The organism is Kribbella soli, from assembly GCF_004331345.1.
Classification (GTDB): domain Bacteria; phylum Actinomycetota; class Actinomycetes; order Propionibacteriales; family Kribbellaceae; genus Kribbella; species Kribbella soli.
Genome location: NZ_SJJZ01000002.1, coordinates 1,324,307 through 1,348,660, shown reverse-complemented (window position 1 = coordinate 1,348,660; position 24,354 = coordinate 1,324,307). Strand labels below are relative to the sequence as shown.

The 24,354-nt window shown below is 69.2% G+C and carries 19 protein-coding genes; 10 read left to right on the top strand and 9 right to left on the bottom strand.

Features of this window, described 5'->3' with window-relative positions:
- Positions 1-86: 86 nt before the first annotated feature.
- Positions 87-2,318 carry an alpha-xylosidase gene (gene yicI, locus E0H45_RS20515; RefSeq protein WP_131339561.1) on the top strand — a complete coding sequence of 744 codons (2,232 nt, stop codon included), beginning with the start codon at positions 87-89 and terminating at the stop codon, positions 2,316-2,318.
- Here the strand turns inward: yicI and E0H45_RS20510 are convergent.
- Positions 2,267-5,050 carry a glycoside hydrolase family 3 C-terminal domain-containing protein gene (locus E0H45_RS20510; protein ID WP_131339559.1) on the bottom strand — a complete coding sequence of 928 codons (2,784 nt, stop codon included), beginning with the start codon at positions 5,048-5,050 and terminating at the stop codon, positions 2,267-2,269. The two genes, yicI and E0H45_RS20510, sit on opposite strands and share 52 nt — an antisense overlap.
- Positions 5,051-5,168: 118 nt before the next feature.
- A complete protein-coding gene (locus tag E0H45_RS20505) occupies positions 5,169-6,362 on the bottom strand; it encodes an ROK family transcriptional regulator (protein ID WP_131339557.1) in 1,194 nt (397 codons plus the stop codon).
- A gap of 123 nt (positions 6,363-6,485) precedes the next feature.
- Between E0H45_RS20505 and E0H45_RS20500 the strand changes: the two genes are divergently transcribed.
- Genes E0H45_RS20500 through E0H45_RS20480 form a run of 5 tightly spaced genes read left to right on the top strand, consistent with a single transcriptional unit; the run spans position 6,486 to position 14,084 of the window.
- The gene (locus E0H45_RS20500) at positions 6,486-8,150 is read left to right on the top strand and encodes a type 2 periplasmic-binding domain-containing protein (protein ID WP_131339555.1); all 1,665 of its coding nucleotides are present in this window, start codon (positions 6,486-6,488) and stop codon (positions 8,148-8,150) included.
- Between the two features lie 46 nt (positions 8,151-8,196).
- On the top strand, positions 8,197-9,105 hold the full coding sequence (locus E0H45_RS20495; RefSeq protein WP_131339553.1) for an ABC transporter permease: 909 nt from the start codon (positions 8,197-8,199) through the stop codon (positions 9,103-9,105).
- Positions 9,102-10,004: a carbohydrate ABC transporter permease gene (locus E0H45_RS20490; RefSeq protein ID WP_131339551.1), complete on the top strand. Its 903-nt coding sequence runs from the start codon at positions 9,102-9,104 to the stop codon at positions 10,002-10,004. The genes E0H45_RS20495 and E0H45_RS20490 overlap by 4 nt, the downstream gene beginning before the upstream one ends.
- Positions 10,005-10,011: 7 nt before the next feature.
- Positions 10,012-12,180, top strand: coding sequence for a WD40/YVTN/BNR-like repeat-containing protein (locus E0H45_RS20485; RefSeq protein ID WP_131339549.1), 2,169 nt, complete (start codon positions 10,012-10,014; stop codon positions 12,178-12,180).
- Entirely contained in the window at positions 12,177-14,084 is a 1,908-nt protein-coding gene (locus E0H45_RS20480; RefSeq protein WP_131339547.1) for a beta-galactosidase, read from the top strand. The genes E0H45_RS20485 and E0H45_RS20480 overlap by 4 nt, the downstream gene beginning before the upstream one ends.
- Here the strand turns inward: E0H45_RS20480 and E0H45_RS20475 are convergent.
- Entirely contained in the window at positions 14,060-15,085 is a 1,026-nt protein-coding gene (locus tag E0H45_RS20475; protein WP_131339545.1) for a LacI family DNA-binding transcriptional regulator, read from the bottom strand. The genes E0H45_RS20480 and E0H45_RS20475 overlap by 25 nt on opposite strands.
- A gap of 121 nt (positions 15,086-15,206) precedes the next feature.
- Between E0H45_RS20475 and E0H45_RS20470 the strand changes: the two genes are divergently transcribed.
- On the top strand, positions 15,207-15,899 hold the full coding sequence (locus E0H45_RS20470; RefSeq protein WP_131339543.1) for a glycoside hydrolase family 12 protein: 693 nt from the start codon (positions 15,207-15,209) through the stop codon (positions 15,897-15,899).
- Here E0H45_RS20470 and E0H45_RS20465 read toward each other — a convergent pair.
- Entirely contained in the window at positions 15,878-16,774 is an 897-nt protein-coding gene (locus E0H45_RS20465) for a DMT family transporter (RefSeq protein WP_131339541.1), read from the bottom strand. The genes E0H45_RS20470 and E0H45_RS20465 overlap by 22 nt on opposite strands.
- A 40-nt stretch (positions 16,775-16,814) precedes the next feature.
- Between E0H45_RS20465 and E0H45_RS20460 the strand changes: the two genes are divergently transcribed.
- Both E0H45_RS20460 and E0H45_RS20455 read left to right on the top strand, forming a co-directional pair.
- Positions 16,815-17,306, top strand: a complete 492-nt coding sequence (locus tag E0H45_RS20460) for a MarR family winged helix-turn-helix transcriptional regulator (RefSeq protein WP_238155116.1) — start codon at positions 16,815-16,817, stop codon at positions 17,304-17,306.
- Between the two features lie 81 nt (positions 17,307-17,387).
- Complete coding sequence (locus tag E0H45_RS20455; protein WP_131340651.1) at positions 17,388-18,833, top strand: glycosyltransferase family 87 protein; 1,446 nt, start codon at positions 17,388-17,390, stop codon at positions 18,831-18,833.
- Here the strand turns inward: E0H45_RS20455 and E0H45_RS20450 are convergent.
- Positions 18,830-19,756: a pyridoxal-phosphate dependent enzyme gene (locus tag E0H45_RS20450; protein ID WP_131339536.1), complete on the bottom strand. Its 927-nt coding sequence runs from the start codon at positions 19,754-19,756 to the stop codon at positions 18,830-18,832. The genes E0H45_RS20455 and E0H45_RS20450 overlap by 4 nt on opposite strands.
- A gap of 84 nt (positions 19,757-19,840) precedes the next feature.
- On the opposite strand from E0H45_RS20450, the gene E0H45_RS20445 reads away from it, so the two are divergent.
- Complete coding sequence (locus tag E0H45_RS20445; RefSeq protein ID WP_131339534.1) at positions 19,841-20,101, top strand: WhiB family transcriptional regulator; 261 nt, start codon at positions 19,841-19,843, stop codon at positions 20,099-20,101.
- Here E0H45_RS20445 and E0H45_RS20440 read toward each other — a convergent pair.
- The 4 genes from E0H45_RS20440 to E0H45_RS20425 form a co-directional block, all read right to left on the bottom strand.
- Positions 20,098-20,946: an ATP-grasp domain-containing protein gene (locus E0H45_RS20440; RefSeq protein WP_131339531.1), complete on the bottom strand. Its 849-nt coding sequence runs from the start codon at positions 20,944-20,946 to the stop codon at positions 20,098-20,100. The two genes, E0H45_RS20445 and E0H45_RS20440, sit on opposite strands and share 4 nt — an antisense overlap.
- Positions 20,903-22,246: a glycosyltransferase 87 family protein gene (locus E0H45_RS20435; protein ID WP_131339529.1), complete on the bottom strand. Its 1,344-nt coding sequence runs from the start codon at positions 22,244-22,246 to the stop codon at positions 20,903-20,905. The genes E0H45_RS20440 and E0H45_RS20435 overlap by 44 nt, the downstream gene beginning before the upstream one ends.
- A 185-nt stretch (positions 22,247-22,431) precedes the next feature.
- Positions 22,432-23,703, bottom strand: coding sequence for a DUF2064 domain-containing protein (locus tag E0H45_RS42925; RefSeq protein ID WP_202872412.1), 1,272 nt, complete (start codon positions 23,701-23,703; stop codon positions 22,432-22,434).
- Positions 23,700-24,350, bottom strand: a complete 651-nt coding sequence (locus tag E0H45_RS20425) for a glycosyltransferase family 2 protein (protein WP_131339527.1) — start codon at positions 24,348-24,350, stop codon at positions 23,700-23,702. The genes E0H45_RS42925 and E0H45_RS20425 overlap by 4 nt, the downstream gene beginning before the upstream one ends.
- Positions 24,351-24,354 lie beyond the last annotated feature (4 nt).

Below are 24,354 nucleotides of genomic sequence, written 5' to 3'. Positions count from 1 at the left end.
TGGCCCACAACTTGACGCCGTGAAGTTGGCGTACCTACGGTTGTCGAAGCGCTTCGACAACCCCCGCCCGAGAGAGGCTGTCCACGATGAAGTTCACCGATGGGTACTGGCAGTTGCGGGCGGGACTCACCCGGTTACGGCCGGCCGAGGTCGAGAGTGTGCAAGCGGGGGACCGGGACCTGACGGTGTTCGCGCCGGTCAAGCGGATCGAGCGGCGCGGTGACACCCTCAACCAGCCGATGTTCACGGTGACGTTCTCCTCGCCGGCTCGCGGCGTGATCGGCGTCCGGATCGCGCACCACCTCGGCGGATTGCCCGCGCGGCCGTCGTACCGGCTGAACACCGACGACGAGCATCCGGTGAAGGTCGAGGTCGGTGCCACCGAGGCACGGCTGACCTCGGGGGAGCTGAGCGTGGTGATCGCGCTCGAGGGGCCGTGGGACGTGCGGTTCGAGCAGGACGGGAAGCCGCTGACGAACTCGGGGGCGCGCAGCGTCGGTCTGATCACCGATACCGACGGCAAGCGTTACGTGCACGAGCAGTTGGCGCTGGGGATCGGCGAGGCGATCTACGGGCTCGGCGAACGGTTCGGTGCGTTCGTCAAGAACGGTCAGGTGGTCGACAGTTGGAACGCCGACGGCGGTACGTCGAGCGAGCAGGCGTACAAGAACGTCCCGTTCTATCTGAGCAGCAAGGGGTACGGCGTACTGGTCGACAGCCCCGCCCGCGTGTCGTTCGAGGTCGGCTCGGAGGTCACCTCCCGCAACCAGTTCAGCGTCGAAGGCGAAGAGCTCGGGTACTACGTTTTCGCCGGCCCGACGCCGAAGGACGTCCTGCGCCGCTACACCGCCCTCACCGGACGACCTGCCCGCGTTCCCGCCTGGTCGATGGGGTTGTGGTTGTCGACCTCGTTCACGACGGACTACACCGAGGAGACGACGAGCGCGTTCGTCGACGGGATGGCGTCGCGGGACCTGCCGCTGAGCGTCTTCCATTTCGACTGTTTCTGGATGCGGCAGTTCCACTGGTGCGACTTCGTCTGGGACCCGATCGCGTTCCCGGATCCGGCCGGGATGGTCCGCCGCCTCAAGGAGCGGGGTCTGCGGGTCAGCCTCTGGATCAACCCGTACATCGCACAGCGCTCGGTGCTGTTCGAGGAGGGCCGCCGGCTCGGGTACCTGCTGAAGCGCCCGGACGGTTCGGTCTGGCAGTGGGACATGTGGCAGGCCGGGATGGCGATCGTCGACTTCACCAACCCGGACGCGACCGCGTGGTTCCGCTCGAAGCTGCAGGCCCTGATCGACATCGGCGTCGACTGCTTCAAGACCGACTTCGGCGAACGTATCCCTACCGACGTCGCCTGGTACGACGGTTCCGACCCGGAGCGGATGCACAACTACTACGCGCAGCTCTACAACGCGGCTGTGTTCGGACTGCTGGAGGAGAACCGCGGCGCCGGCGAGGCGGTCCTGTTCGCCCGCTCCGCGACAGCCGGCGGTCAGCAGTTCCCGGTGCACTGGGGCGGCGACTGCGAGTCGACGTTCGAGGCGATGGCGGAATCGCTGCGCGGCGGGTTGTCGCTGGCCTCGTCCGGGTTCGGCTACTGGAGTCACGACATCGGCGGGTTCGAGGGCAAGCCGGATCCGGCGATCTTCAAGCGGTGGGTGGCGTTCGGGTTGCTCTCGTCGCATTCCCGGCTGCACGGCTCGTCGTCGTACCGGGTGCCGTGGGCGTTCGACGAGGAAGCGGTCGACGTACTGCGGAAGTTCACCAAGCTGAAGCTGTCGTTGATGCCGTACCTGGCCGCCGCTGCTGAAGAGGCGCACCGTGACGGAGTGCCGATGATGCGGCCGATGGTGCTGGAGTTCCCGGACGATCCTGCGGTGGCCTATCTGGACCGCCAGTACCTGCTGGGACCGGACCTGCTCGTCGCACCGGTGATGAGCTTCGACGGTGAGGTCTCGTTCTACCTGCCGCAGGGGCGCTGGACGTCGCTGCTGACCGGTGAGGTGCTGAGCGGCCCGGCGTGGGTGCAGCAGGCGCACGGGTTCGACTCGTTGCCGCTGTTCGTGCGGGAGGGCGCGGTGATCCCGATCGGCGCCGTCGACGACCGCGCCGAGTACGACTGGGCAGACGGCGTCGAACTGCGCTGGTTCGAGCCGTCCGAGGGACAGGTCACGACGGTTGCGCTCGGAGATGTGGTGATCGAGCTGGTGTTCCGGGCCGGGCAGGTGGAGTCCCGCGTGGTCGAAGGGACCTGCGAGCGCTACACGGTGAAGCTCTCGAGTACGACGTCGGTAGCGGAGAACACCGCGTAGAGGGTGTGTACTCCGGTCACCGGGGCGAGCTCACCCGCGATCGCGACGAGCTCGTCCGTCGGTGACACCTGCACGGTGCTCAGGAGCTCACCGTGCAGCGGATCGTCCACACGGAGCTCGACGGTGGCGGGTCGGTCGCCGCGGTTGGCAACCCGGGCCTGGTACGTCGTCGCTTCGAGCATGATGTCGTCGAAGGCCAACCAGGCTTGGGGTTCCAGCGAGCGGGCCGCGTCGCCATGGTCGCGTGATGCGGTCGTCAGCGTGACAGCGCAGTAGTCGTCGAAGCTGGTTGCGGCGAGGCGGGTGAGCGTTCGGGGCGGGATCTGCTCGCCGCGCACATCGAGGGTCGCCGTCAGGCGCAGGTCGGTGCTGGACCGGCCGACCATGATGCTGTGGCGCGCCGTCTCGACGCAGCGCCGGTCGCGCGTCACGTCCCAGAAACCGAGGTCCGCTGCGGCAACGGTCAGCTCGACCTCCACGTTCTCGCCCGGCTCCAGCGCCACTCGGCGGAAGCCACGTAGCTGCCGCAGCGGTTGCTTGACCCGCGAGCGCTGTTGACGGGTGTACAGCTGAGCGGTCTCCGTCCCCGGGCGATCACCGGTATTGGTGATCGTGAACCTGACACGGACCTCGCCGTCCGCCGGGACGGACGGTGTGCTCAGCTGCAGATCGCCGTACGCGAAGCTGGTGTAGCTGAGACCGTGGCCGAACGGGTAGAGCGGCGTGCCCCGGTAGTACAGGTACGTCGCGTCCGTCGCGATGATGTCGTAGTCGAGCAGTCCGGGCAGGTCCGCGGCCGAGTGGTACCAGGTCTGGGTCAGCCGGCCCGCCGGGTCGTGGTCGCCGAAGAGTACGTCGGCGAGCGCGCGGCCGTACTCCTGCCCGCCGTGCGCGGACCACAGGATCGCCGGGAGGTGCTGCTGCGCCCAGCCGATCGCGTACGGGTAGCTGCTGCTCAGCACGAGCACAGTCCGCGGATTCGCCGCGTGCACCTGCCGGATCAGCCGGTCCTGAGCGGGCGGCAGGTCCAGGGTCTGCCGGTCCTCGGTCTCGCGACCGTTCACCAACGGGTGGTTGCCCGCGACAACGATCGTCACGTCGGCGCGCGCAGCCAGCTCCGCAGCCTTCTCCGCGCCGTCGACCACCACCTCGAGCTCGAACGCGGTCCCATGATCGGCAAGGCCGACCGTCCCGTCCGAGTCGACTTGGAGGTACCGGCCGCTGTGCAGGTGCTGCACGAGGAGGGCGTTCGACGACTGCACGAGCCTGAAGGTCTGCTTGACCTCCCAGCCGTTCGGGCCGGGCTGGTCCGCGACCAGTTCGCCGTCGTCGGTCGCGGTCAGATGCCGGCCGTTCCGCACCGAGCGCAACGCCCAGGCGTCGCCACCCCAGTCGAAGAGATCGAACTCGCCGGCGTCGGTGCTGGTCCGCAGCACCGCGTCGTCGCCGACAATGAGGTACGACGCCGAGCCCGCGATTCGGAGCGTGATCCGATCGACGCCCTCGCAGTACTCGACCTGGCCGAGTCGTTCCTTGATGCCGTCCAGCGCGGTCACCTGGTAAGGCAGGGTTCCGGCGTACCAGTCCTCAGAGAGCGTGCCGGCGAGTGGGCCGACCACGGCGACGCGAGTCGATGCGTTCAGCGGCAGGACGTGGTCATCGTGCTTGAGCAGCACGATCGCCTGGCGGGCCGCGTCCTGGGCGAGTCGGCGGTGGGTCGGGCAGTTGACCAGTTCGGGTTCGAGCGCGCGGTACGGATCGAGCTCGGGCGGGTCGAATTCGCCCAGCCGGAACCGGATCGCGAGCGCTCGCCGTACGGCGGTGTCGAGATCCGCGACCGTGATCAGCCCGCGGTCCAGCGCCGTCGTCAACCGCTCCACGGTCGCGGTGGGGTCCGTGCCGTCCTGCGTGAAGCTGTCCACACCCGCCTTCAGCGCGGCGGCGTACCCGGTCGGCCCGTCGGGCAGGTACTGCTGCAGGCCGAACAGATTGGCCGGTGCGTAGGCGTCGCTGACGACCAGCACCTCGTCGGTGGTCCACGTGCGGAGTACGTCGTTGATCAGCGGGCTGAGATGGGCGGGCCGTCCGTTCACCAGGTTGTACGACGGCATCACCGCGACCGCTGCGCCCGCTTCGATCGGCGCGCGGAACGCCGGCAGTTCGTAGTCGTGCAGGACCCGCGGCGGCAGGTTGCTCGAGGTCGTGCAGCGGTCGGTCTCGTTGTTGTAGGCAAGGAAATGCTTCAGGGTCGGAGCGGTCTTCAGGTACGTCGGGTCGTCGCCGGCCAGACCGTGTCCGTACGCGGTCGCGATCACTCCGATCAGCCAGGGATCCTCGGCGTACCCCTCCTCGTTGCGGCCCCAGCGCGGGTCGCGCAACGGGTTGACCACCGGCGCCCAGACGTTGAGGCCGACGCCGGCCGGGTCCTTCCAGTGGAACACGCGGACCTCGTCGCCGACGGCCGCACCGACTGCGCGCACGAGGTCGGGACTCCAGCTCGTGGCCAGGCCGATCGCCTGCGGGAAGACGGTCGCCGGACCGTGCCAGGCGACACCGTGCAGGGCCTCGGTGCCGGTACGGAACGCCTCCAGACCGAGGCGCGCGACGGGAGGCTGGTGCTGGTGCAGGAACGCGACCTTCTCGTCCGGGGTGAGCTGGGCGAGCAGATCGTCGATCCGCTCGTCGAGCGGCCGGGCCGGGTCGCGGAACGGGGGAGGGGCTGGAGTACTCATCGGCGGTCGACTCCACGGGCTGGTGTCGAAGCGCTTCGATTCAACCGGGCGGCGGAAGCTGGTCGAAGCGCTTCGACAGACGGGCGTGAACAGAGGGTTGCATCCCGGGCGCTGACGGTCAAGACCTCGCTGGGAGGCGACCCCGGGTCAGCGGGGTGAGGGCGTGGGCGGTGGCGCCCAGGGGAGTGGCGGTGTGCGGGAAGGTCGACGCGGTGACGGTGCAGCCCCCGGCGTCGGGCGCGATGCTGGCTTCACGGAGAGCCTTGTCGATGGCCGGCGCCAGGTGGCCGGCGAGCAGTGCGTAGGCACCGCCGAGCAGTACGACCTCGGGATTGAGGATGTTGACCAGCGCCGCGATCCCGTGGCCGAGGTGGGTCCCCGCCTCGGCGAGCACCTTCGCGACAGCGGCGTCGTCGGCGTCGGCGCGCCGGATCAGCGTCTCGAGCTGGTGCTGCGGGTCGTCGTCGATACTGCCGTCGACCTGCTCCAGGATCGCCGGCAGGCTGGCGAGCGCCTCGAGACATCCGCGGCGTCCGCAACCACACGCCGGTCCGTCCGGGACCAGGCGCAGGTGCCCGATCTCGCCGACGTACCCGAGATGCCCGGCGAGCGGGCGGCCGTCGGCGATGATGCCCGCGCCGACCCCCGTGTCGCCGGTGAGCTGGACGAGGTTCGCCGTACCGGCGTACGGGCCGTAGAGATGCTCGGCCAGCACGCCCAGCGACGCGTCGTTGTCGACCGTCACCGGGATGTCGGGTCGCCCGAGCGCCGCCGCGAGCTCGGCCCGCAGCGGTACGTCGGTCCAGCCGAGTCCGGCGGCGAGCACGACGGCGCCGTCGCGATTGACCAGGCCGGGTACGCCGACCGTGATGCCGAGGACCTGACGGCCGGAGGACTGCACGGTCGTGATCGCCCGGCGGGCCAGCGCGACCACGGCGGCGATGGTCTTGGCCGGGCCTGCGTCGACGCCTGGTCCGGCGCGATGCCAGCGCAGGATCTGCTCGCCGGCAGCGTCGCAGCCGAGCGCGGTCAGACCGCGTGCGCCGACCTCGAGCCCGATCGTCGCGTACGCCGAACCGTCGAGCACGAGCAGCGTCGCCGGGCGGCCGACGTGGTTCTGGGTCTGCTGCGTCTCGCGGACCAGCCGGCGCTCCAGCAGGTCGCCGACAATGCTCGTCACGGTCGCCTTGTTCAGCCCGGTCCCGGCCGCGATCGCGGCCCGCGAGCACGGGGCTTCCCGGCGCAGGTGGCCGAGCACCGCCGCCAGGTTGGTGGCGCGGATGTCGGTGTGGTCCGCGGTCTGTGTGCTCAAGGTCCGTCCCGTCCGAGCTGTGCTTCCGAGATTTGGGTCTGGGTTAGTTCTACACCTTGTCGCGCTGTCGGCTCTGCGTTAATTTGTTTGGCTACTAGCCCAACTAAGTCTAGGGGATGCGACGTGACCGGACCAGTGATCGGCGGCACCAGCCGCCGCACCTTCATCTCCCTGCTCGGCGTCGGCGCGGCGGCGGCCGCGGGCGGGGCGACGCTGACCGGATGCTCGAACGGCGGTTCCGGGTCCAGTACGACGGGCCGCGCCGAGACCGAGGACAAGCTGTCCGGTCTGCTGCCGAAGTACACCCCGTACGAATCGGTCAAGCCGGACCTGCCGGGCGAGAACGGCGCCTCGCCGGGCTTCTCGCACTATCCGAGCGAGCTGCGCCGGGCGGTGCCGGACAAGATGGTGCCGAGCGGCAAGGAAGTAACGGCGATGACGCCGCTGTGGAGCCCGATCCCGCCGCTGGCCGGCAATTCGTACTTCGAGGCGAACAACGAACGGATCGGCGCGCCGGTCAAGTTCAACATCCTGAACGGCAACGACTACGGGGACAAGCTCGGACCGATCCTTGCAGCCGGCAACATTCCGGAGCTGCTCTGCATCCCGGGCTGGAACATCTCCAGCCTGACCCGGTTCGGCCAGGCCGCGGACAAGCTGTTCGAGGACCTCACACCGCACCTGGCCGGCGACAAGGTGTCGGCGTACCCGATGCTGGCGAACCTGCCGACCCGGGCCTGGGCGTACGGCGTCTGGAACTCGCAGCTGAAGGCGGTGCCGTTCCCGTCCGAGGGGTTCCCCTGGATGATGATGTACCGCAAGGACATCCTCGACCAGCTCGGCGCGGAGCCGCCGAAGAGCGCCGACGACCTGCTCGCGCTGGGCAAGCAACTGACCGACGCGAAGGCGGGCCGGTGGGCGTTCGGCTCGGTCGCCGACGAGGTCCACCGGGCGTTCGGCGCGCCGGGCGGCTGGATCAAGGACCCCAGCGGCAAGCTGGTCAACAAGATCGAGACACCGCAGTTCGAGGAGGCGGTGGCGTTCATCCGGAGGCTGTTCCAGTCGGGATACGTGCACCCGGAAGTGGTCGCGAACGCCGGAGCGGACGAGAACGCGCTGTTCGAGGGCGGCAAGTTCCTGATCCGGCAGAACGGGACGGGTGGCTGGCACGAGTCGCTGCAGCGGCAGCAGACGGTCAACCCGAAGTTCAACCCGCAGCCGGTGATGCCGTTCGCGCACGACGGAGGTACGCCGATCACGTGGGCCGGCGATCCCGCCGGCATCTTCACCTTCGTGAAGAAGGGGCTCGGCGAGGAGCGCGTCAAGGAGTTGCTCGGCGTGCTGAACTACACGGCGGCGCCGTTCGGGACCGAGGAGTACGTGCTCTACAACTACGGTGTCGAGGGCAAGCACTACACGAAGCAGCCGTCCGGTGCCCCGAAGCTCACCGCCCTGGGACAGAAGGAGGTCTCGCAGACCTACATCTTCCTGGGCGGCCGTCCGACGGCGATCACCGAGAGCGAGTACCCGGGGTACGTCGAGTCGATGAGCGCCTGGCAGAACACCGCGGCCAAGGTGCGTGAGAAGAACCTGTTCGACGGGATCCGGGTCGAGCAGCCGGCCAAGATGGCGGCGCTGAACCAGCCGTTCGACGACGCCCTGCAGGACATCTACCGCGGTCGCAAGCCGGTCAGCGAGTTGAAGACCGCCGTCAAGCAGTGGCAGGACAACGGCGGCAACGAAGGCCGCGACTTCTACGCGAAGGTCCTCAGTGACAACGGTCGGTAGGGTGCGGGTGCGTGGTGCCAGGGCGCGAACGGCCCGGGCCGGCGGGATGACTTTCCGGCACCGGCTGCGGCGGGACTGGCCGTTGCTGGTGATGGTTCTGCCGGTGGTGGTTCTGCTGGGCGTTTTCCACTACTTCCCGACGCTCGGGAACGTGATCGCCTTCCAGGACTACTCGCCGTACGCCGGGATTCGCGGCAGCGAGTTCATCGGGTTCGGGAACTTCCAGCGGATGTTCGCCGAACCCGCGTTCTGGAAGGCGGTCGCGAACACCGTCTCGATCACCGCGGTCCAGCTCGCGTTCTTCTTCCCGATCCCGATCGCCCTGGCGCTGCTGCTGAACAGCGTCCTGTCGTCGAAGCTCCGCAACCTCATCCAGGGCGTCGTCTACCTGCCGCACTTCTTCTCGTGGGTGCTGGTCGTGTCGCTGTTCCAGCAGATGATCGGCGGCGCCGGCCTGCTCGCCCAGACCTTGCGCGACCACGGGCACCAGGCGATCGACCTGATGACGAAACCGGACACGTTCATCCTGCTCGTCACCGCGCAAGCCGTCTGGAAGGACGCGGGCTGGGGGATGATCGTGTTCCTCGCGGCGCTGTCGACGATCAGTCCGGAGCTCTACGAGTCCGCCGCGGCCGACGGCGCGAACCGCTGGCGCCGGCTTTGGCACATCACGCTGCCGGGTCTGCGCCCGGTGATCGTCCTGCTGCTGATCCTGCGACTGGGTGACGCGCTGACGGTCGGGTTCGAGCAGTTCATCCTGCAGCGCAGCGCTGTCGGCGGCGGCGCCGCGGAGGTACTCGACACGTACGTCTACTACCAGGGCCTGCTCGTTGGCGACTTCGGCTACGGCGCCGCGGCCGGCCTCTTCAAGGGCGTCGTAGGCCTCGTCCTCGTCCTGGTGGCCAACCGATTCGCCCACATGGTGGGCGAGCAGGGGGTGTATTCCAAGTCATGAGTGCACGAGCTGTCTGGGAGGAAGAACCGACTCCGGTCGGGCGGTTCGGGAAGCCGGTGGTGCTGGCGTTGATCGCGTTGGCAGTCGCGTTCCCGTTGTACGTCGTGGTGGTGACGAGCCTGTCCACGACCGAGGCGGTGACCCGGGCCGGTGGACTGGTCGTCGTACCACGGGAGCTGACCCTGGCGGCGTACGTGCAGTTGCTGTCCGGCGGAGTGGTGACGAAGGCGCTGCTGATCAGCGTCGGGATCACCGTGATCGGTACGGCGTTCAGCCTCGGGATCACCGTGCTCGCGGCGTACGGGCTGTCGCGGCCGGGATCGTTGTTCCACCGGCCGCTGCTGTTCATCGTGCTGCTCACGTTCCTGTTCGGGCCGGGCATCATCCCGAGCTATCTCGTGGTCAACGCGCTCGGGCTGATCGACCACTACGCGTCGCTGATCCTGCCGGCCGCGATCTCGGCGTTCAACCTGATCGTGATGCGGTCGTTCTTCATGGGCATCCCGAGTGAGCTGATCGACAGTGCCCGGATCGACGGGGCCGGCGAGTTCGCGATCCTGCGGCGGATCGTGCTGCCGTTGTCGAAGGCCGTGGTCGCCGTGGTCGGGCTGTTCTACGCGGTCGGCTACTGGAACGCGTTCTTCAACGCGTTGCTGTACATCAACGACAACAGCAAGTGGCCGCTGCAGATGGTGTTGCGGACCTACATCGTGCAGCAGCAGCCGCTGCCGACGGGTGCAGGCGGAGTGGCGACCGGCATCGCGGGCCTGTCACCGGCGCCCGGTCTGGCGATCAAGATGGCGATCGTGGTGATCGCGATCGTGCCGGTCCTGCTGGTCTACCCGTTCATCCAGCGGCACTTCCAGAAGGGCGTCATCATCGGCGCGGTGAAGGGATGAGGTCACGATGAACCTGGCACGACGGCATTTCCTTGCCCTCGGCACCGGTACGGCTCTGGCCGCGGCGTCGACGACGACCGCATCGGCAGCGGGCGCAGCCGCGGCGGGCCGCTACCGGTGGCGGAACGTGGAGATCGTCGGGGGCGGCTTCGTCACCGGGATCGTCCACCATCCGGGGAAGCGCGGTCTGGTGTACGCGCGGACCGACATCGGCGGAGCCGTGCGGTTCGACAACCGCACCGGGCGCTGGGTGCAGTTGCTGCACTGGATCGGCTGGGACGAGTGGAACTGGACCGGGGTCGAGAGTCTCGCGCTCGATCCGGAGGATCCGCAACGGCTGTATCTCGCGGTCGGCACCTACACCAACGAGTGGTCGCCGATCAACGGTGCGATCCTGCGGTCGTGCGATCAGGGACGGACCTTCGAGCGCACCGACCTGCCGTTCAAGCTCGGCGGCAACGAGCCCGGCCGCTCGATGGGCGAGCGACTCGTCGTCGACCCCCGCGACGGCCGCGTGCTGCTGTTCGGTACCCGCAATCAGGGGCTGTGGCGTAGCGGCGATCGCGGCGTGACCTGGTCCCGGGTGGACGGTTTCCCGGTGACCGGGAACCCCGGCATCGGCATCGGTTTCGTCTTCTTCGACCGGCGCGACGGCACGATCTACGCCGGCGTCGCGGATCCGGTGAACCCGCTCTACCGCAGCACCGATGCGGGCCGCACCTGGGCGACGGTCCCCGGGCAGCCGACCGGGCTGTTGCCCCATCACGGCGAATTGGGGGCCGACGGCAACCTCTACGTCACGTACGGCGATCTCCCCGGGCCGTACGAGATGTACGACGGCGCCGTCCACAAGCTGAACACCGCGACCGGCGAATGGACCGACATCACTCCGCTGCGACCGAACACGGGTGGCGAAGCCGGATTCGGGTACGGCGGTCTCGCCACCGACCCGCGCAAGCCCGGCACGGTGATGGTGTCGACGATGAGCCGGTGGGGTCCGGTGGACGACATCTTCCGGTCCGTCGACGGCGGCCGGACCTGGCATTCCATCGGCGAGCGGATCGTGCTCGACACGTCCGGAGCGCCGTACCTGGACTTCCACGGCACCGCGAAGCTCGGCTGGATGATCGGTGACATCTCGATCGATCCGTTCGACTCGGACAAGGTCCTGTACGTGACCGGTGCGACGATCTTCGGCACCGACGACGTGACCGGGGCGGAGGCGGGCCGCAGTACGCACTGGTCGGTCCGCGCGCAGGGACTCGAGGAGACGGCCGTCCTCGATCTGATCAGTCCGCCGTGGGGTCCGCCGTTGATCAGCGCGCTCGGGGACATCGGGGTCTACCGGCACGACCGGTTGGACGTCGTACCTCCGGATGGGCAGGCGGCGAATCCGGTCAGTGGGACGTCGCCGAGTCTGGACTACGCGGCATTCGCGCCCGGATTCGTCGTCCGGCTGGCGAACGCGAACGCCGGCGAGCGGGGCGCGTACTCGACCGATGCCGGGAGCAGTTGGCAGCCGTTCGCTGGCGAGCCGCCCGGTATGACGCAGCCGGGTCGCGTCGCGGTCGGCGCCGACGCACGAACGATCGTCTGGGCACCGGGTGATGTCCTCGCGCACTACTCACGTGACCGCGGAGCGACCTGGATCGCCGTCGCCGGTCTGCCTGCCGGATCGGTGATCGTCGGCGATCGGGTCGACGGGAGCGTCTTCTACGGGTTCGATCCGGCGACCGGTACGGCGTACGTGAGCACGAACGGAGGCGCCGCCTTCACGGCGACGGCAACCGGTCTGCCGACGGGCGCCGGAAAGCTCGAGACCGTGCTGGATCAGGCCGGACACTGCTGGCTCGCGGCCGGCGCCGGTGGGCTGTACCGATCGGTCGATCGCGGGTCGACGTACTTACCCGTGACAACGATCGAGGAGGCGTACACCATCGGCTTCGGCAAGGCCGCGCCGCGACGCCGGGAGATGGCCGCGTACACGTCCGGGAAGGTCGACGGCGTCCGCGGGATCTACCGGTCGGACGACAGTGGCGCCTCCTGGGTGCGCGTGAACGACGACCGGCACCAGTACGCCTCCACCGGTGACGCGATCGCTGGTGATCCGCGGGTCTACGGGCGGGTGTACCTGTCCACGAACGGATTCGGGATCCCCTACGGTGAGCCGGTATGAGACGACTCTGGTACGGCGGCGACTACAACCCCGAGCAGTGGGATCCGGGGGTGTGGAAGGAAGACGTCGCCCTCATGCGGCAGGCCGGCGTGAACCTGGTGACCGTCGGGGTGTTCTCGTGGTCGTCGCTGGAGCCCACGCCGGGGCAGTACGAGTTCGGCTGGCTCGACCAGGTGCTCGACCTGCTGCACGACGGTGGCGTCAGCGTCGACCTGGCCACCCCGACCGCATCACCGCCGCCGTGGTTCAGTCGGTTGCACCCGGAGGCGATGCCGGTCACAGCGGACGGCGTACGCCTGACCCACGGCAGCCGGGACACGTACTGCGCGTGCGCGCCGGCGTACCGGGACGCCGCACGGGGGATCGCGCGGATGCTGGCCGAGCGGTATCACGATCACCCGGCCCTCGCGATGTGGCACGTGCACAACGAGTACGGGTCCACGTGTCACTGCTCGCTCGCAGCGGAACGTTTTCGCGGGTGGCTCCGGGAGCGGTACGGCGACCTGGACCGGCTCAACGCCGCGTGGACGACCGCCTTCTGGAGCCAGGGGTACGCCGACTGGACGGACATCGAGCCACCGCGGAAAACGCAGTATCTGGTGAATCCGACCCAGTTCCTGGACTACCGGCGGTTCTGGTCGGACGAGTTGCTGGCGGCGTTCCTCGAGCAGAAGGCCGAACTGCGGACGTTATCGGAGCTGCCGATCACGACGAACTTCGTCTTCGGCGGTTGGGTGCCGGTGAATCACGCCCAGTGGGCCGAGGCGGTCGATATCGTGGCCATCGACAACTATCCGGATCAGACCGGGACCGGTGCGGAGGAGCAGACGGCTTTCGCCGCGGACCTGGCCCGGTCGTGGGCCGGGGGCAGGCCGTGGCTGCTGATGGAGCAGGCGGCCGGAACGCTCAACGACGGACGCCGGTTGCAGGCGAAAGAGCCGGGCCGGATGGCACGGCACAGTTTGTCGCACATCGCGCGAGGCTCGCAGGGTGCGTTGTTCTTCCAGTGGCGGGCGTCGCGCGGCGGGTCCGAGATGTACCACTCGGCGATGGTCCCGCATGCCGGGCCGGACAGCCGGATCTTCACCGAAGTCGCGGAGCTCGGCGCGGTGCTGCCGCAGTTGGCTGAAGTTGCCGAGAGCACCGTCGAGGCCGAGGTCGCGATCCTTTGGGACGTCGAGTGCTGGTGGGCGATGCAGGGTACCCACCTGCCGTCGTCGGCGTTGGACTACCTGACCGCGGCACGATCCGCGCACCGGCACTTCTGGCGTGCCGGCGTGACGGTCGACTTCGCGTCGCCCACCGCGGATCTCTCGTCGTACACGACAGTTGTCGTCCCCAGCCTGTATCTGGTCAGCGACGAATCCGCAGCAGCGCTCACCGCGTATGTCGAAGGTGGCGGACACCTGGTGGTCGGGTACTTCAGCGGGATCGTGGATCCCGAGCTGCGGGTTCGGCTCGGAGGGTATCCGGGGGCGTTCACGGACCTTCTCGGCGTCCGGGTGGAGGGGTTCCACCCGCTGCCGATCGACGGCGAGATCGCCTTGTCGTCCGGTGGGTGCGGGCGGGTGTGGAGCGAGGACGTCCAGGCCGTGTCCGCGGAGGTGATCGATCGGTACGCCGGTGGCGTGCTGGACGGCAAGCCCGCGATCACGCGTCACGAGTTCGGCGCGGGTGTCGCCTGGTACGTGTCGACCGAGGTGGACGACGAGACCGCCGCGAGGTTGCTGGGCCGGTCGACGTCGCCGATCGAGACGGTACGGCGCCGGGCCGGCGACACCACGTGGACGTTCCTGATCAACCACGGTGACACGCAGGTCGCCGTACCGGCCGATGGGAGCGAGCTGGTCGTCGGCGAGCTGCCGTTGCCGCCTGGTGGCTACGCGGTGGTGAGATCGCGGTGAGGCGCCTGGCAGCTGCTCTCGCGGGCCGTCAGCGCCGGTGGCAGCAGGGTCAACGCCGGTACGTCGCCGCCCTCGAGCTTCGTGATCAGCGACTCGACCGCCTGGTCGCCGATGCGCTCCGCCGGGATCGAGACCGACGACAACTGCGGAACCTGCCGCTCGGCGACGTCGTCCGCGCAGATCGCCACCAGCGACATGTCGTCGGGGACCCGGCGGCCGAGCCGGCGCAGGACGTCCAGGAGCGGTCCGATGATCGGCTCGTTCTGCACCACCAGGCCGGTGATGTCCGGGTGCTCGTCGAGCAGCTCACGCACCGTGTGCAGGATGGCGTCGAACGTGTGCTCACAGGGCGTCTCGACGCCGACCACGCCGCGTCGTTCGGCGGCGTCCGCGAAACCGGTCAGCGTCCGTTGCGCGAAGCCCGTCTGCCGTTCGTACACCGCGGACGGCGTCCCGAGCAGGGCCAGCGAGCGGTGGCCGAGGTCGGCCAGGTGGTCGACACAGTGCGCGCCGGCCGCCACGAAGTCCAGGTCGATACAGGTGAGTCCGTCGGCGTCGTCCGGGTAACCGATCAGCACCGAGGGCATCGGCAGCTCCCGGAGGACCGGGACCCGTTCGTCGGCGAGCTCGATGTCCATGACCACGAGTGCGTCCACGAGCGAGCTCTGCGCGACCCGCTCGAGACCTTCCGGCCCTTCGTCGGCGGTCAGCAGCAGTACGTCGTGGTCGTACCGGCGGGCCGTGGTCACGACCGCGGCGGCGAACTGCATCATCACCGGGACGTGCATGCCGGTGCGGAGCGGGATCACCAGCGCGAGCACGTTGGACCGTTGGCTGGCCAGGGCGCGGGCGCTCGCGTTCGGGCGGTAGCCGAGTGCGCGGACGCTGCGCTGCACGCGCTCCCGGGTGTCGGTCGAGATCGTCCGCTTGCCACTGAGCACGTACGAGACCGTGCTGGCCGCAACCCCGGCGTGCCGCGCGACGTCGGCGATCGTGACCACGTCGTCCCCTTTCCTGAGCCTGTCCCAGTTCTACCCCAGTCGAAGCGCTTCGACACCCCATTTGTTCCCCTGCGTTCGCCCAAGGTCCGGCCGCCGGCCGGACTCGACGAGAGGAATGGAAATGCAGAGATGGTGGAAAGCAGCAATCGCGGTACTGACAGTACTGGCCGCCGGCCTGGTGACCGCGGCACCGGCCCATGCGGCCGCGTGGTCGTCGTCGGACAAGTTCGGTAGCTGGTCCAACGGCGGTTACACCGTCCGCAATGATGTCTGGGGCGGTGGCGCCGGACCGCAGACCATCTGGGCCAACTCCTACAGCAACTGGGGAGTCTGGGCCGACCACCCGAACACCGGCGGCGTGAAGTCGTACCCGCACTCCGCCCGCAACATCGGCAAGCCGGTCAGTGCCCTCGGCACGCTCACCAGCAGCTTCAACGTGTCCCGGCCAGGCAGTGGCTCGTACTCGTCGACCTACGACATCTGGGCCGGGAACAACGCCTACGAGATCATGCTGTGGATGAACAAGCAGGGCGCGGTCGGCCCGATCGGCAGCAAGCAGACCACGCTCAGCGTCGGCGGCCACACCTGGGACGTCTATCGCGGCAGCAACGGCGCCAACGCGGTCTTCTCGTTCCTCCGCACCTCCAACACCAACTCCGGCTCCGTCGACATCAAGGCCGTCCTGAACTGGATCCGCAGCCAGGGCTGGATGGGTGATGCGACCGTCGGCGAAGTCCAGTTCGGCTTCGAGATCACGTCGTCGTCCGGCGGCCTCAACTTCACCACCAACTCCTACTCCGTCACGTCCAGCTGACGCACCCGACCGAAGGGGGTCGGCGGGTTCACCCTGACTTGGCTGAGTGTGATGCCGAGCAGCACCAGGGCGAGCCCGCCGACCTGTCGCAGGTTCAGTACGTCCCCGGAGACCAGCACACCGAGTAGTACGCCGGTCACCGGGTTGAGGAGCCCGATCAGTCCGACGGTGGCCGCGGGGAGCCTGCTGAGGCCCGCGAACCAGGCCGTGAACGCGAGTGCGGTCGCGACGAGTCCGACGTACGCGAAACCGGCGACGGCCGGTCCGTCGAGTTGTGGTGGGGCGCCTTCGACGACGATCGCGAACGGGATCAGGACGACACCGCCGGCGATCAGCTGCCACGAGGTCGTCGCGAGCGGACCCGCACTGGCTCGGCCCCACTTCTTGGCCAGGACGTAGCCGCACGAGGACATCGTCAGTGCGGCTGCCGACGCCGCCACACCGCGCAGGTCGACCGCGGTCGATCCGGCGCCGAGCAGCAGTAGGACGCCCGCGATCCCGGCGGTTGCGCCGATCAGGATTTGAGCGGTCGGGCGTTCCGCGAGCAGGCCCCAGGCGAAGAGCGCCATGGTGAACGGCGCCGCGGACATGATCGTCGACGCGAGGCTGACCGGGAGCAGCTGGGACGCGAGGTAGATCAGCGCGAAGAACGCGCCCATGTTGCAGATCCCGAGCAACAGCGATCGCCACCACCAGACGCCGCGGGGGAGGCGGCGGGCGAGCGCGAGCAGGAGGAGGCCCGCGGGCAGTGCGCGGAACACCGCGCCGTACAAGGGATGTCCGGCCGGCAGGTACTCGTGGGTGACGAAGTAGTTCGTGCCCCAGGCGATCGGCGCGATCGCGGTGACGAGGCTCCAGCGGAAGGTATCTTCCATGGAAAACACTATATCTTCCCGGGAAGATATAGTGGAACCCGTGGACCACGTAGCGAGAATCCAGGCGGAGTGGCAGGTCGAGCGACCGGATGTCGACACCGCCCCGCAGGGTGTGATCGGGCGGCTGCACCGGATCGCGAACCAGCTCACCGGCGAGCTGACGCTGCTCTACGCGAAGTACGGACTGACCGAGGGGGAGTTCGACGTCCTCGCGGCGCTACGGCGTGCGGGAGCGCCGTACGAGCGGGCGCCGGGGGAGATTGCGCTGCACACGATGGTGACCACAGGTGCGGTCACCAAGCGGGTCGACCGGCTCGAGGAAGCCGGCCTGGTCCATCGCCGCCGCAGTGACGCCGACGGCCGCGGCCGGGTGGTCCGCCTGACCCCGGGCGGCCGGCGGCTGATCGACAAGGCCTTCACCGCCCACATGGCCAACGAGCAACGCCTCCTGGAGGCGCTCACACCGGACGAGACCGCTCAGCTGGAGAAGCTCCTCACCACCTGGCTCGCCCGCCTGGAACCGCCCGACTGACACGCGCACGAGGACGGTTGCGGGGTCCGCTGGTGACAGGTGGGTAACCTCTCCTGGTCGCCAGGTGGCCGATAGGAGATGATGCCCACCGTGACCGGACCACAACGCGAGCCCGCGCAGACGCCGTCGGAGGCTGATCCGGCCGTCGCCGGCCTGACCGTCGGGCTCGGTGGACCGTCAGGGCGGTTCGCCCGGCTCAGCTCGTCGTGGTGGACGCCGCTGCGGATCGCGCTTGCCGTGTGCACGATCACCTTCGGGCTCGGTGTGCTGCAGAAGGCGCCCTGCATGGAGGCCGGCTGGGACCGCCAGAGCTGGCGGCCGTTCAAGGCGCTCTGCTACTCCGACATCGGGTTCCTGTACCAGGAGCGCGGCTTCGCGGAGGGTAACCGGCCGTTCCTCGACACCGGCAACTACCCGGTGCTGGAGTACCCGGTGCTGACCGGCGGCTTCATGGAGGTCGCGGCGCAGCTCACCTGGGTGATCACCGGCGACCCGAAGAAGGACCTGACCGTCGAGCAGAAGCGCGACACGGCCGGGGTGTTCTTCCTGGTCAACACCGTGCTGCTGTTCCTCTGTGCGCTGCTGATCGTCGGCCTCACGGTCGCGACCGCGCGCGGAGTCGAAAAACGCCCGGGCGCGGCTCGTGGGCAGCCTTTGGACGCCCTGTACGTCGCCGCGGCCCCGGCGCTCGCACTGACTTCGACGATCAACTGGGACCTGTTCGCGGTCGCGTTGACCGCCGGGGCGATGTTCGCGTGGTCGCGCGGGAAACCCATCTGGTTCGGCGTACTGCTCGGGCTGGGGACGGCGGCGAAGTTCTACCCGTTCCTGCTGCTCGGCCCGTTGCTGATCGTCTGCATCCGTGGCCGGAAGCTGTGGCCGTGGATCCAGGCGACGGTGGCGGCAGCGGTCGCGTGGGGCCTCGTGAACGCGCCGATCTACCTGCTCGCGAAGAACGAGTGGTTGTCGTTCTGGCAGTTCAACGACGAGCGGGAGAGCGACTACGGCTCGATCTGGTACGTCCTCAAGCTGGCCAAGCACGAGGTCGCGGACGTCAATCAGCTGAACATCGTGATCTTCGCCGGGTTGTGCCTGTCGATCGCGATCCTCGGCCTGATGGCGCCCCGGCCGCCCAGATTCGCGCAGCTCGCGTTCCTGGTCGTGGCGGCGTTCCTGCTGATCAACAAGGTCTACTCACCGCAGTACGTGCTGTGGCTGCTGCCGCTCGTGGCACTGGCTCGGCCGCGGCTGCGTGATTGGCTGATCTGGCAGGCCTGCGAATGCTTCTACTGGATGCTGGTGTGGATGCATCTGGCGCAGTTCCTGGCGCCTGGTGATCCGCAGGTCCCGGACCGGATCTACTGGCTCTCGGTGATCCTGCGGATGGCCGGCACCCTCTGGCTGATGCTGGTGGTCGCCCGCGACATCCTCCTCCCGGAGAACGATCCGGTACGCCACGGTGACGTGGTCGACGATCCCAGCGACGGCGTCAGATCCCGCGCCAGAGCCGACCTCGCAACCGCCTAGAACCTCAGCTTCGCGACGTCCAGGTTGCCGCCGCTCACCACGGCGGCCGTGACTCCTTCGGGTCGGAGGCCTTCGAGCAGCGCCGCGAAGGGTGCCGCGGCAGCCGGTTCGAGGGCGAGCTTGGTCCGTGACATGACCAGGCGCGTCGCCTCGAGCAGTGCGTCTTCGGACACGCGGACGACGTCATCGACGTACTGCTGGATGAGCGGGAGGTTGCGGGTGCCGCAGACGGGTGCGGCGAGGCCGTCGGCGATCGATCGAGCGGTCAGGAGCTTCTGCGGTACGCCGGCCGCGAGGCTGCGGCTGACCACGTCGGCCTGCTCCGGCTCGATCCCGATCACGCGGATCGCCGGCTTCATCAGTTTCACCGCCGTCGCGACCCCCGAGATCAGTCCGCCGCCGCCCACCGGAACCAGGACGGTGTCGATGTCCGGGCGGTCCGCCAACAGCTCCAGGCCGAGGCCGGCGTGCCCCAGGATGACGTCCTCGTCGTCGAACGGGTGCACGCCGGCCAGCTGCCGCTCGTCCCGGATCCGCTCGTACTGCGCCATCAGGTCACCCCCGACGAGCTCGACGGTCGCGCCGTAGCCGCGGGCCGCGTCGATCTTCGCCGGTACGGCGGTCGCCGCCATCACCACCGTCGCCGGCACCCCGGCGTTTCGTGCCGCCCAGGCCAGCGCGCCCGCCGCGTTGCCCGCCGACACCGTGATGACACCGCGCTCGCGCTCCTCGGTCGTCAACCGCAAGAGCTTCGTCAGCAGTCCGCGGACCTTGAAGCTCCCGGTCTTCTGGAACAACTCGGCCTTGAGCACGAGGTCGGCCGCGAACCGTTCGTTCAGGGCGGACGAGGTCAGCATCGGGGTGCGTTGGATCCGTCCCTCAAGCTCCGTGGCGGCCTGGCGGATGTCTTCGAGCGTCGGCATACAGGCGAGGATAAAAGTCTAGTAGGTTGATCATATTTCGAGACAAAGACTGCGAGGGGTCGCCGGCGATCTACCGTCGGTGTCATGAGGCCGACGTTGACCGTGATCGTGGATCCCGCCGACCGCTGGATGAGCCGGGCCGCGTGTATCGGCCAGGCGCCGACGTACGACGAGGACGCGTCCCGCTGGGAGCAGCGCAAGGCCCGTGAGCTGTGCCTGACCTCGTGCCCGGTGCTCGCCGAGTGCCGGGAGTGGGCGCGGCGGACCAAGTACACCGGGACGGCCGCCGGCGAGACCCTGCTGTACGGGCGTCGCCGGGGCCACCCGGAGTCGGCCGCCAGTTAGACGCGCGCGGCGACCGCGGCTGCGAGCTTGCCGGCGGCGTCGGGGGACTGCGGCAGGAAGAGGTACGGCTCGATGAGCTCGATCTCCATCAGCAGGAACCGGTCGTTGACGACGACGCCGTCGACCCGGGCGTAGGTGGGTGTCGGGCCGGAGGCAGCCATGGCGGCCTGGGCGCTTTCGAGTACGGCGGGCGGCGGGTCCGTCGGCGTCGTCTGGCCGCCGTACGACTCCTGGACCCGGTAATCGCCGGACGCGGGACGCTTGACCACCGCGTGGCTGAACTCGCCGTTGAAGAAAAGTAGCGACCACTCGCCGTCGGACTGGATCTCAGGCACGAACGGCTGCACGAGGTACACCACGTCGGGCAGATCGCTCAGCGCCTGCTCGAGCTCGGGGGAGCCCGCGACGCCGCGCACCGTGTGCAGAGCGTTGCCGCCCACGGTCGGCTTCACGACGATCTGCTGACCGGCCAGTCCGGCCACGACCTCGCGCAGGCACGCGCCCGCCGCGACCTGGGACGGAACGATCGCGACGCCGCGCTCGCGCAGTTCGAGCAGGTACTGCTTGTCGCTGTTCCAGCGGACCTGGTCCGTGGAGTTCAGGACCGGTACGCCGGCCTTGTCGAGCTGGGCGAGCCACTCGGTGAATTCGGCGTACAGCCAGAAGTAGTCCCAGACGGTCCGCAGCAGGACGGCGTCGTACGCGGACCAGTCGACCGACGGGTCGGTCCAGACCTCGACCACCGGGTCGAGACCTGCGGCGCGGAGTGCGTCCAGGAGCGGGCGTTCGTCAGGGTGCAACTCAGCGTAGTCGGCCGAGGTTGCTAGGGCGATGCGTTTCGTCACGCTCGCCAGTGTTGGCGGGGAGGGGCGGTGCGGTCAAACCTGATTTCGCAACGAGTTGGTGACGGATCGTGAGGGCGCCGGCGACGGTGAGCGCGGCGGTCAGGTGGATGAGGCCCTGGCGGGTGTCGTGGCCGAAGCTCGCGTAGGCGAGGTACGACGCGAGCGGTACGGCGATCCACTCGGGGCGGCTCGCCAGCGCGGCGAGGGCGATCAGCGGGAGGCCGTACCACGGGTATGTCGGGGTGGCGATCAGGAGCGCCGCGCCGTACAGCCAGCAGCAGGTCAGGGCGATCGGGTCGCGTCGGGCCCGGTGGAAGGCTAGGGCGGCGAGGGCGAGCGCGAGGATCGCGGCGACGAGCTGGCGGGCCTCAGGAGGCAGTAGGAGCGCGAGAATCGCCGATCGGGAGCTGCCGTCCTCGAAGCCTTCCTGGTTGAGATAGCCGGGGAGGAAGCCGAGCACCAAGGTGCCGACGGCAAGGACGTGCGGGAGGTACGAGGCGATGAAGGTGCCCAGGGCAACGACTGGGCGCCGGTGGCGGAACGCGGGGAGCAACAGGAGCGGGAGGAGCTTGACGCCGCCGGCCGCTCCGAGGAGGACGGCGGCGAGTTTCGGTCGGCGGGCGGTGGTGACGACGGCGGCCGTGATGAAGAGCGCGGCGAGGACGTCGACGTGGGCGGCGTTGCTCGCCTCGAGAGCGACGATCGGTGACCAACCCCACAGCGCGGCCCAGCGCGGGTTCTGTACGGCGAGTAGCCAGGTGAGTGCGATCGCGATCAGTCCGGCCGCTATCTGCAGTCCGAGGGTGCCTGCCGACCACGGCGTGAACAGGGCGACCACGGTGAAGTAGGCCTCGGCGACCGGCGGATAGATGGTCGGCACGCCGGGGCGGTTGATCCGCGTCCTGACGTCGTCGACCGGGAGCTGCGCCGGGTCGTCGGGAATGCCTGTCACCCCGGAGCGCTGATCCGGCGCCAACCCCGGGAACAGCACCGGATCCCGCAGTCGCGCCAACGAGTCGTCCAGCGGCACATATCCGTACGGCGAATGCCCGGACAACTGCACGCGCCCGTCCCACACGTACCGGTAGGCGTCCGTACTGGTGATCGGCGCCTGCGTCAGCCCCGGCACCTGACACAACCCCGCCACGACCACCACAATCCCAACACCCAACCCGCGCCCGAACCGCCACACCAAGAGCCCGACCACGACGGACCCCACAACCAACACCACATCCGGCCACCACTGCCGCGCCGCCGCCCCAACCACCACCGCCGCCGAAGCCACCGCCGCCAGAGCCACCGCGGCACCCCCGACCCGGATGCGCTGGCGACTTTGTGCACCGGATCCGTCTTCGGACCGCGAAGTCGTGCGGATCCGGTGCACAAAGTGGCGGAGTGGGCCGGAGCCGCGCGGGAGCGGGAGGTGGGGGGAGGGGAGGCGGCTCGAGGCGGGGGGCGGGGTCGGGTCGGCCTGGTCGTCGCGCGTCATGCGGTTCGGCGGAGGGTCAGGAAGGCTCGGTGCGGTGTGCGCCAGTCTTCGGTGGGGTGGAGGTGGGTTGCGCGGGCGTGGCGGATCAGGGCGCGGGTGCCTACTCTTGCCCACGGCAACGGGGTCGAGTGGCGGCCGGTGGAGCTGCGGAGGACGATCGGCGATCTCTCGTCGAGATCGTCGTCCGGGTCGACCTCGACCAGCACGAGACCGTCGGGGCGGACGAGCTCGGCGCAGCGACGCAGCAGATCGGCCGGATCACCACCGATCCCGATGTTCCCGTCCATCAGCAGCACGCTGCCCCAGCGCCCCTCGCCCGGCAGCCGGTCCTGCACCGGACGATGCAGCGCGGACGCGCCCCGCGACGTGGTGAGTGAGACCGCCCGCGGCGACACATCGACCCCGAGCGCGGGGATGCCACGTTCGGCGAGCGCAGTCACGATCCGCCCCGGACCGCACCCGATGTCCAGCACGGGCCCCTCGCATCGACTCAGCGCGAGCCGATCCACGTCGTCCGCCGGCGCCGTCCAGCGATCCACGTCGGACAGCGACGGCACCGTCCGTCCATCGATGCCGGTGGCAACAACTCGCGCCGTACCGCCGAGCGCCTGCTCGAACAGCAGTCCCGGATGCGCCGCGTGCTGCAGCCGCCGGTACAGCCGCGACACCCGCAGCGACGGGAACTCGTCAGCGAGGTACGCCGCATCTCGCGGCGTGTCCATGTCCCGCAGCGTCGGCAGGATCCGCACCCGCAACCCCAAGGCCAGCAGCCGACGGAGCTGATCCCGCCCGGTGTGGTCTGTCGACATCGGTACGCCGACCAGCGCGCGCGGATCCGGCGTACGGAGCCCGAGGCACCAGTACCCGCCGTCCTCGGTCAGCCCGAGCACCGCGTCGTACCCACCAAAATCGTGCGCTGCCCATTCGAACCCGAGCTGTTCCGGCCGCAACTGTGGCGTGTCCATTCCGACGAGGAGCATCGGCGTACCGTCGTACGCGTCCTCGAACGCCGCCACGAGCCGCTCGTCGAGCCCGCCCCCGCGCTGCGCCACGACCTCGAAACCGGGCGGCAGCCAAGGCCCCGGTTCACCCTCGAGCACGATCACCCGCCGCGTCGCGGGCGCGAACTGGACCGCGCTGAGCGTGTCGACGAGCGACGCCCGTGCCAGTGCCGCCGCCTCGCGTGCCGTGAACTCGCTCTGCAGCCGCGTCTTCACCCGCCCCGGCACCGGCGCCTTCGCGATCACGATCACCGTGCCGCGCTTCATCTGGCCAAAACTTTGGACATGTCGAGTACGGCGCGCGCGGCACCGAGCGGCGTACCGGTGACCTTCGAGCGCCCCGAGCGCGGGAGGTAGTCGACGTCGACCTCCGCGATCCGCCAGCCGGCGTCGGCGGCGCGGACCACCGTCTCCAACGGGTATCCGGACCGTCGATCCGTCAGCCCGAGTCCGAGCAAGGCGGTACGCCGGGCAGCACGCAGCGGACCGAGATCGTGCAAGGCGACGCCCGTACGGCGCCTGATCCGCCGAGAGAGCTCCGCGTTGGCGAGCCGGAGATGCCACGGCCAGACCTGCCGTGACACCGGACGCCGGCGGCCGACGATCAGATCCGCGCGGCCGGCAACGACCGGCGCGGTCACCCGGACCAGTTGCCGCGGATCGAGCGAGGCGTCCGCGTCCATCACTGCCACGATTTCGGCGTCGGCGGCCTCCAGACCGGCGTGACACGCGGCGCCGTACCCCTTGATCTCGCACTGCACGACCGTCGCGCCCAGTCGTGCGGCGACGGCGGCCGAGTCGTCGGTGGAGCCGTTGTCGACGACGATGGCGCGGACGCCGGGCGGGAGCCGTTCGAGGATCCAGGGCAGGGCGGCCGCCTCGTTCAGGCACGGCAGGACGAGATCGACGGACATTCTT

What these genes read in the sequence shown, in the direction of transcription:
- yicI (WP_131339561.1), top strand. Translation starts at nt 87, where the DNA reads ATGAAGTTCACCGATGGGTACTGGCAGTTGCGGGCGGGACTCACCCGG.
- E0H45_RS20510 (WP_131339559.1), bottom strand. Translation starts at nt 5,050, where the DNA reads ATGAGTACTCCAGCCCCTCCCCCGTTCCGCGACCCGGCCCGGCCGCTC.
- E0H45_RS20495 (WP_131339553.1), top strand. Translation starts at nt 8,197, where the DNA reads ATGACTTTCCGGCACCGGCTGCGGCGGGACTGGCCGTTGCTGGTGATG.
- E0H45_RS20490 (WP_131339551.1), top strand. Translation starts at nt 9,102, where the DNA reads ATGAGTGCACGAGCTGTCTGGGAGGAAGAACCGACTCCGGTCGGGCGG.
- E0H45_RS20485 (WP_131339549.1), top strand. Translation starts at nt 10,012, where the DNA reads ATGAACCTGGCACGACGGCATTTCCTTGCCCTCGGCACCGGTACGGCT.
- E0H45_RS20480 (WP_131339547.1), top strand. Translation starts at nt 12,177, where the DNA reads ATGAGACGACTCTGGTACGGCGGCGACTACAACCCCGAGCAGTGGGAT.
- E0H45_RS20470 (WP_131339543.1), top strand. Translation starts at nt 15,207, where the DNA reads ATGCAGAGATGGTGGAAAGCAGCAATCGCGGTACTGACAGTACTGGCC.
- E0H45_RS20465 (WP_131339541.1), bottom strand. Translation starts at nt 16,774, where the DNA reads ATGGAAGATACCTTCCGCTGGAGCCTCGTCACCGCGATCGCGCCGATC.
- E0H45_RS20455 (WP_131340651.1), top strand. Translation starts at nt 17,388, where the DNA reads ATGCCCACCGTGACCGGACCACAACGCGAGCCCGCGCAGACGCCGTCG.
- E0H45_RS20450 (WP_131339536.1), bottom strand. Translation starts at nt 19,756, where the DNA reads ATGCCGACGCTCGAAGACATCCGCCAGGCCGCCACGGAGCTTGAGGGA.
- E0H45_RS20445 (WP_131339534.1), top strand. Translation starts at nt 19,841, where the DNA reads ATGAGGCCGACGTTGACCGTGATCGTGGATCCCGCCGACCGCTGGATG.
- E0H45_RS42925 (WP_202872412.1), bottom strand. Translation starts at nt 23,703, where the DNA reads ATGAAGCGCGGCACGGTGATCGTGATCGCGAAGGCGCCGGTGCCGGGG.
- E0H45_RS20425 (WP_131339527.1), bottom strand. Translation starts at nt 24,350, where the DNA reads ATGTCCGTCGATCTCGTCCTGCCGTGCCTGAACGAGGCGGCCGCCCTG.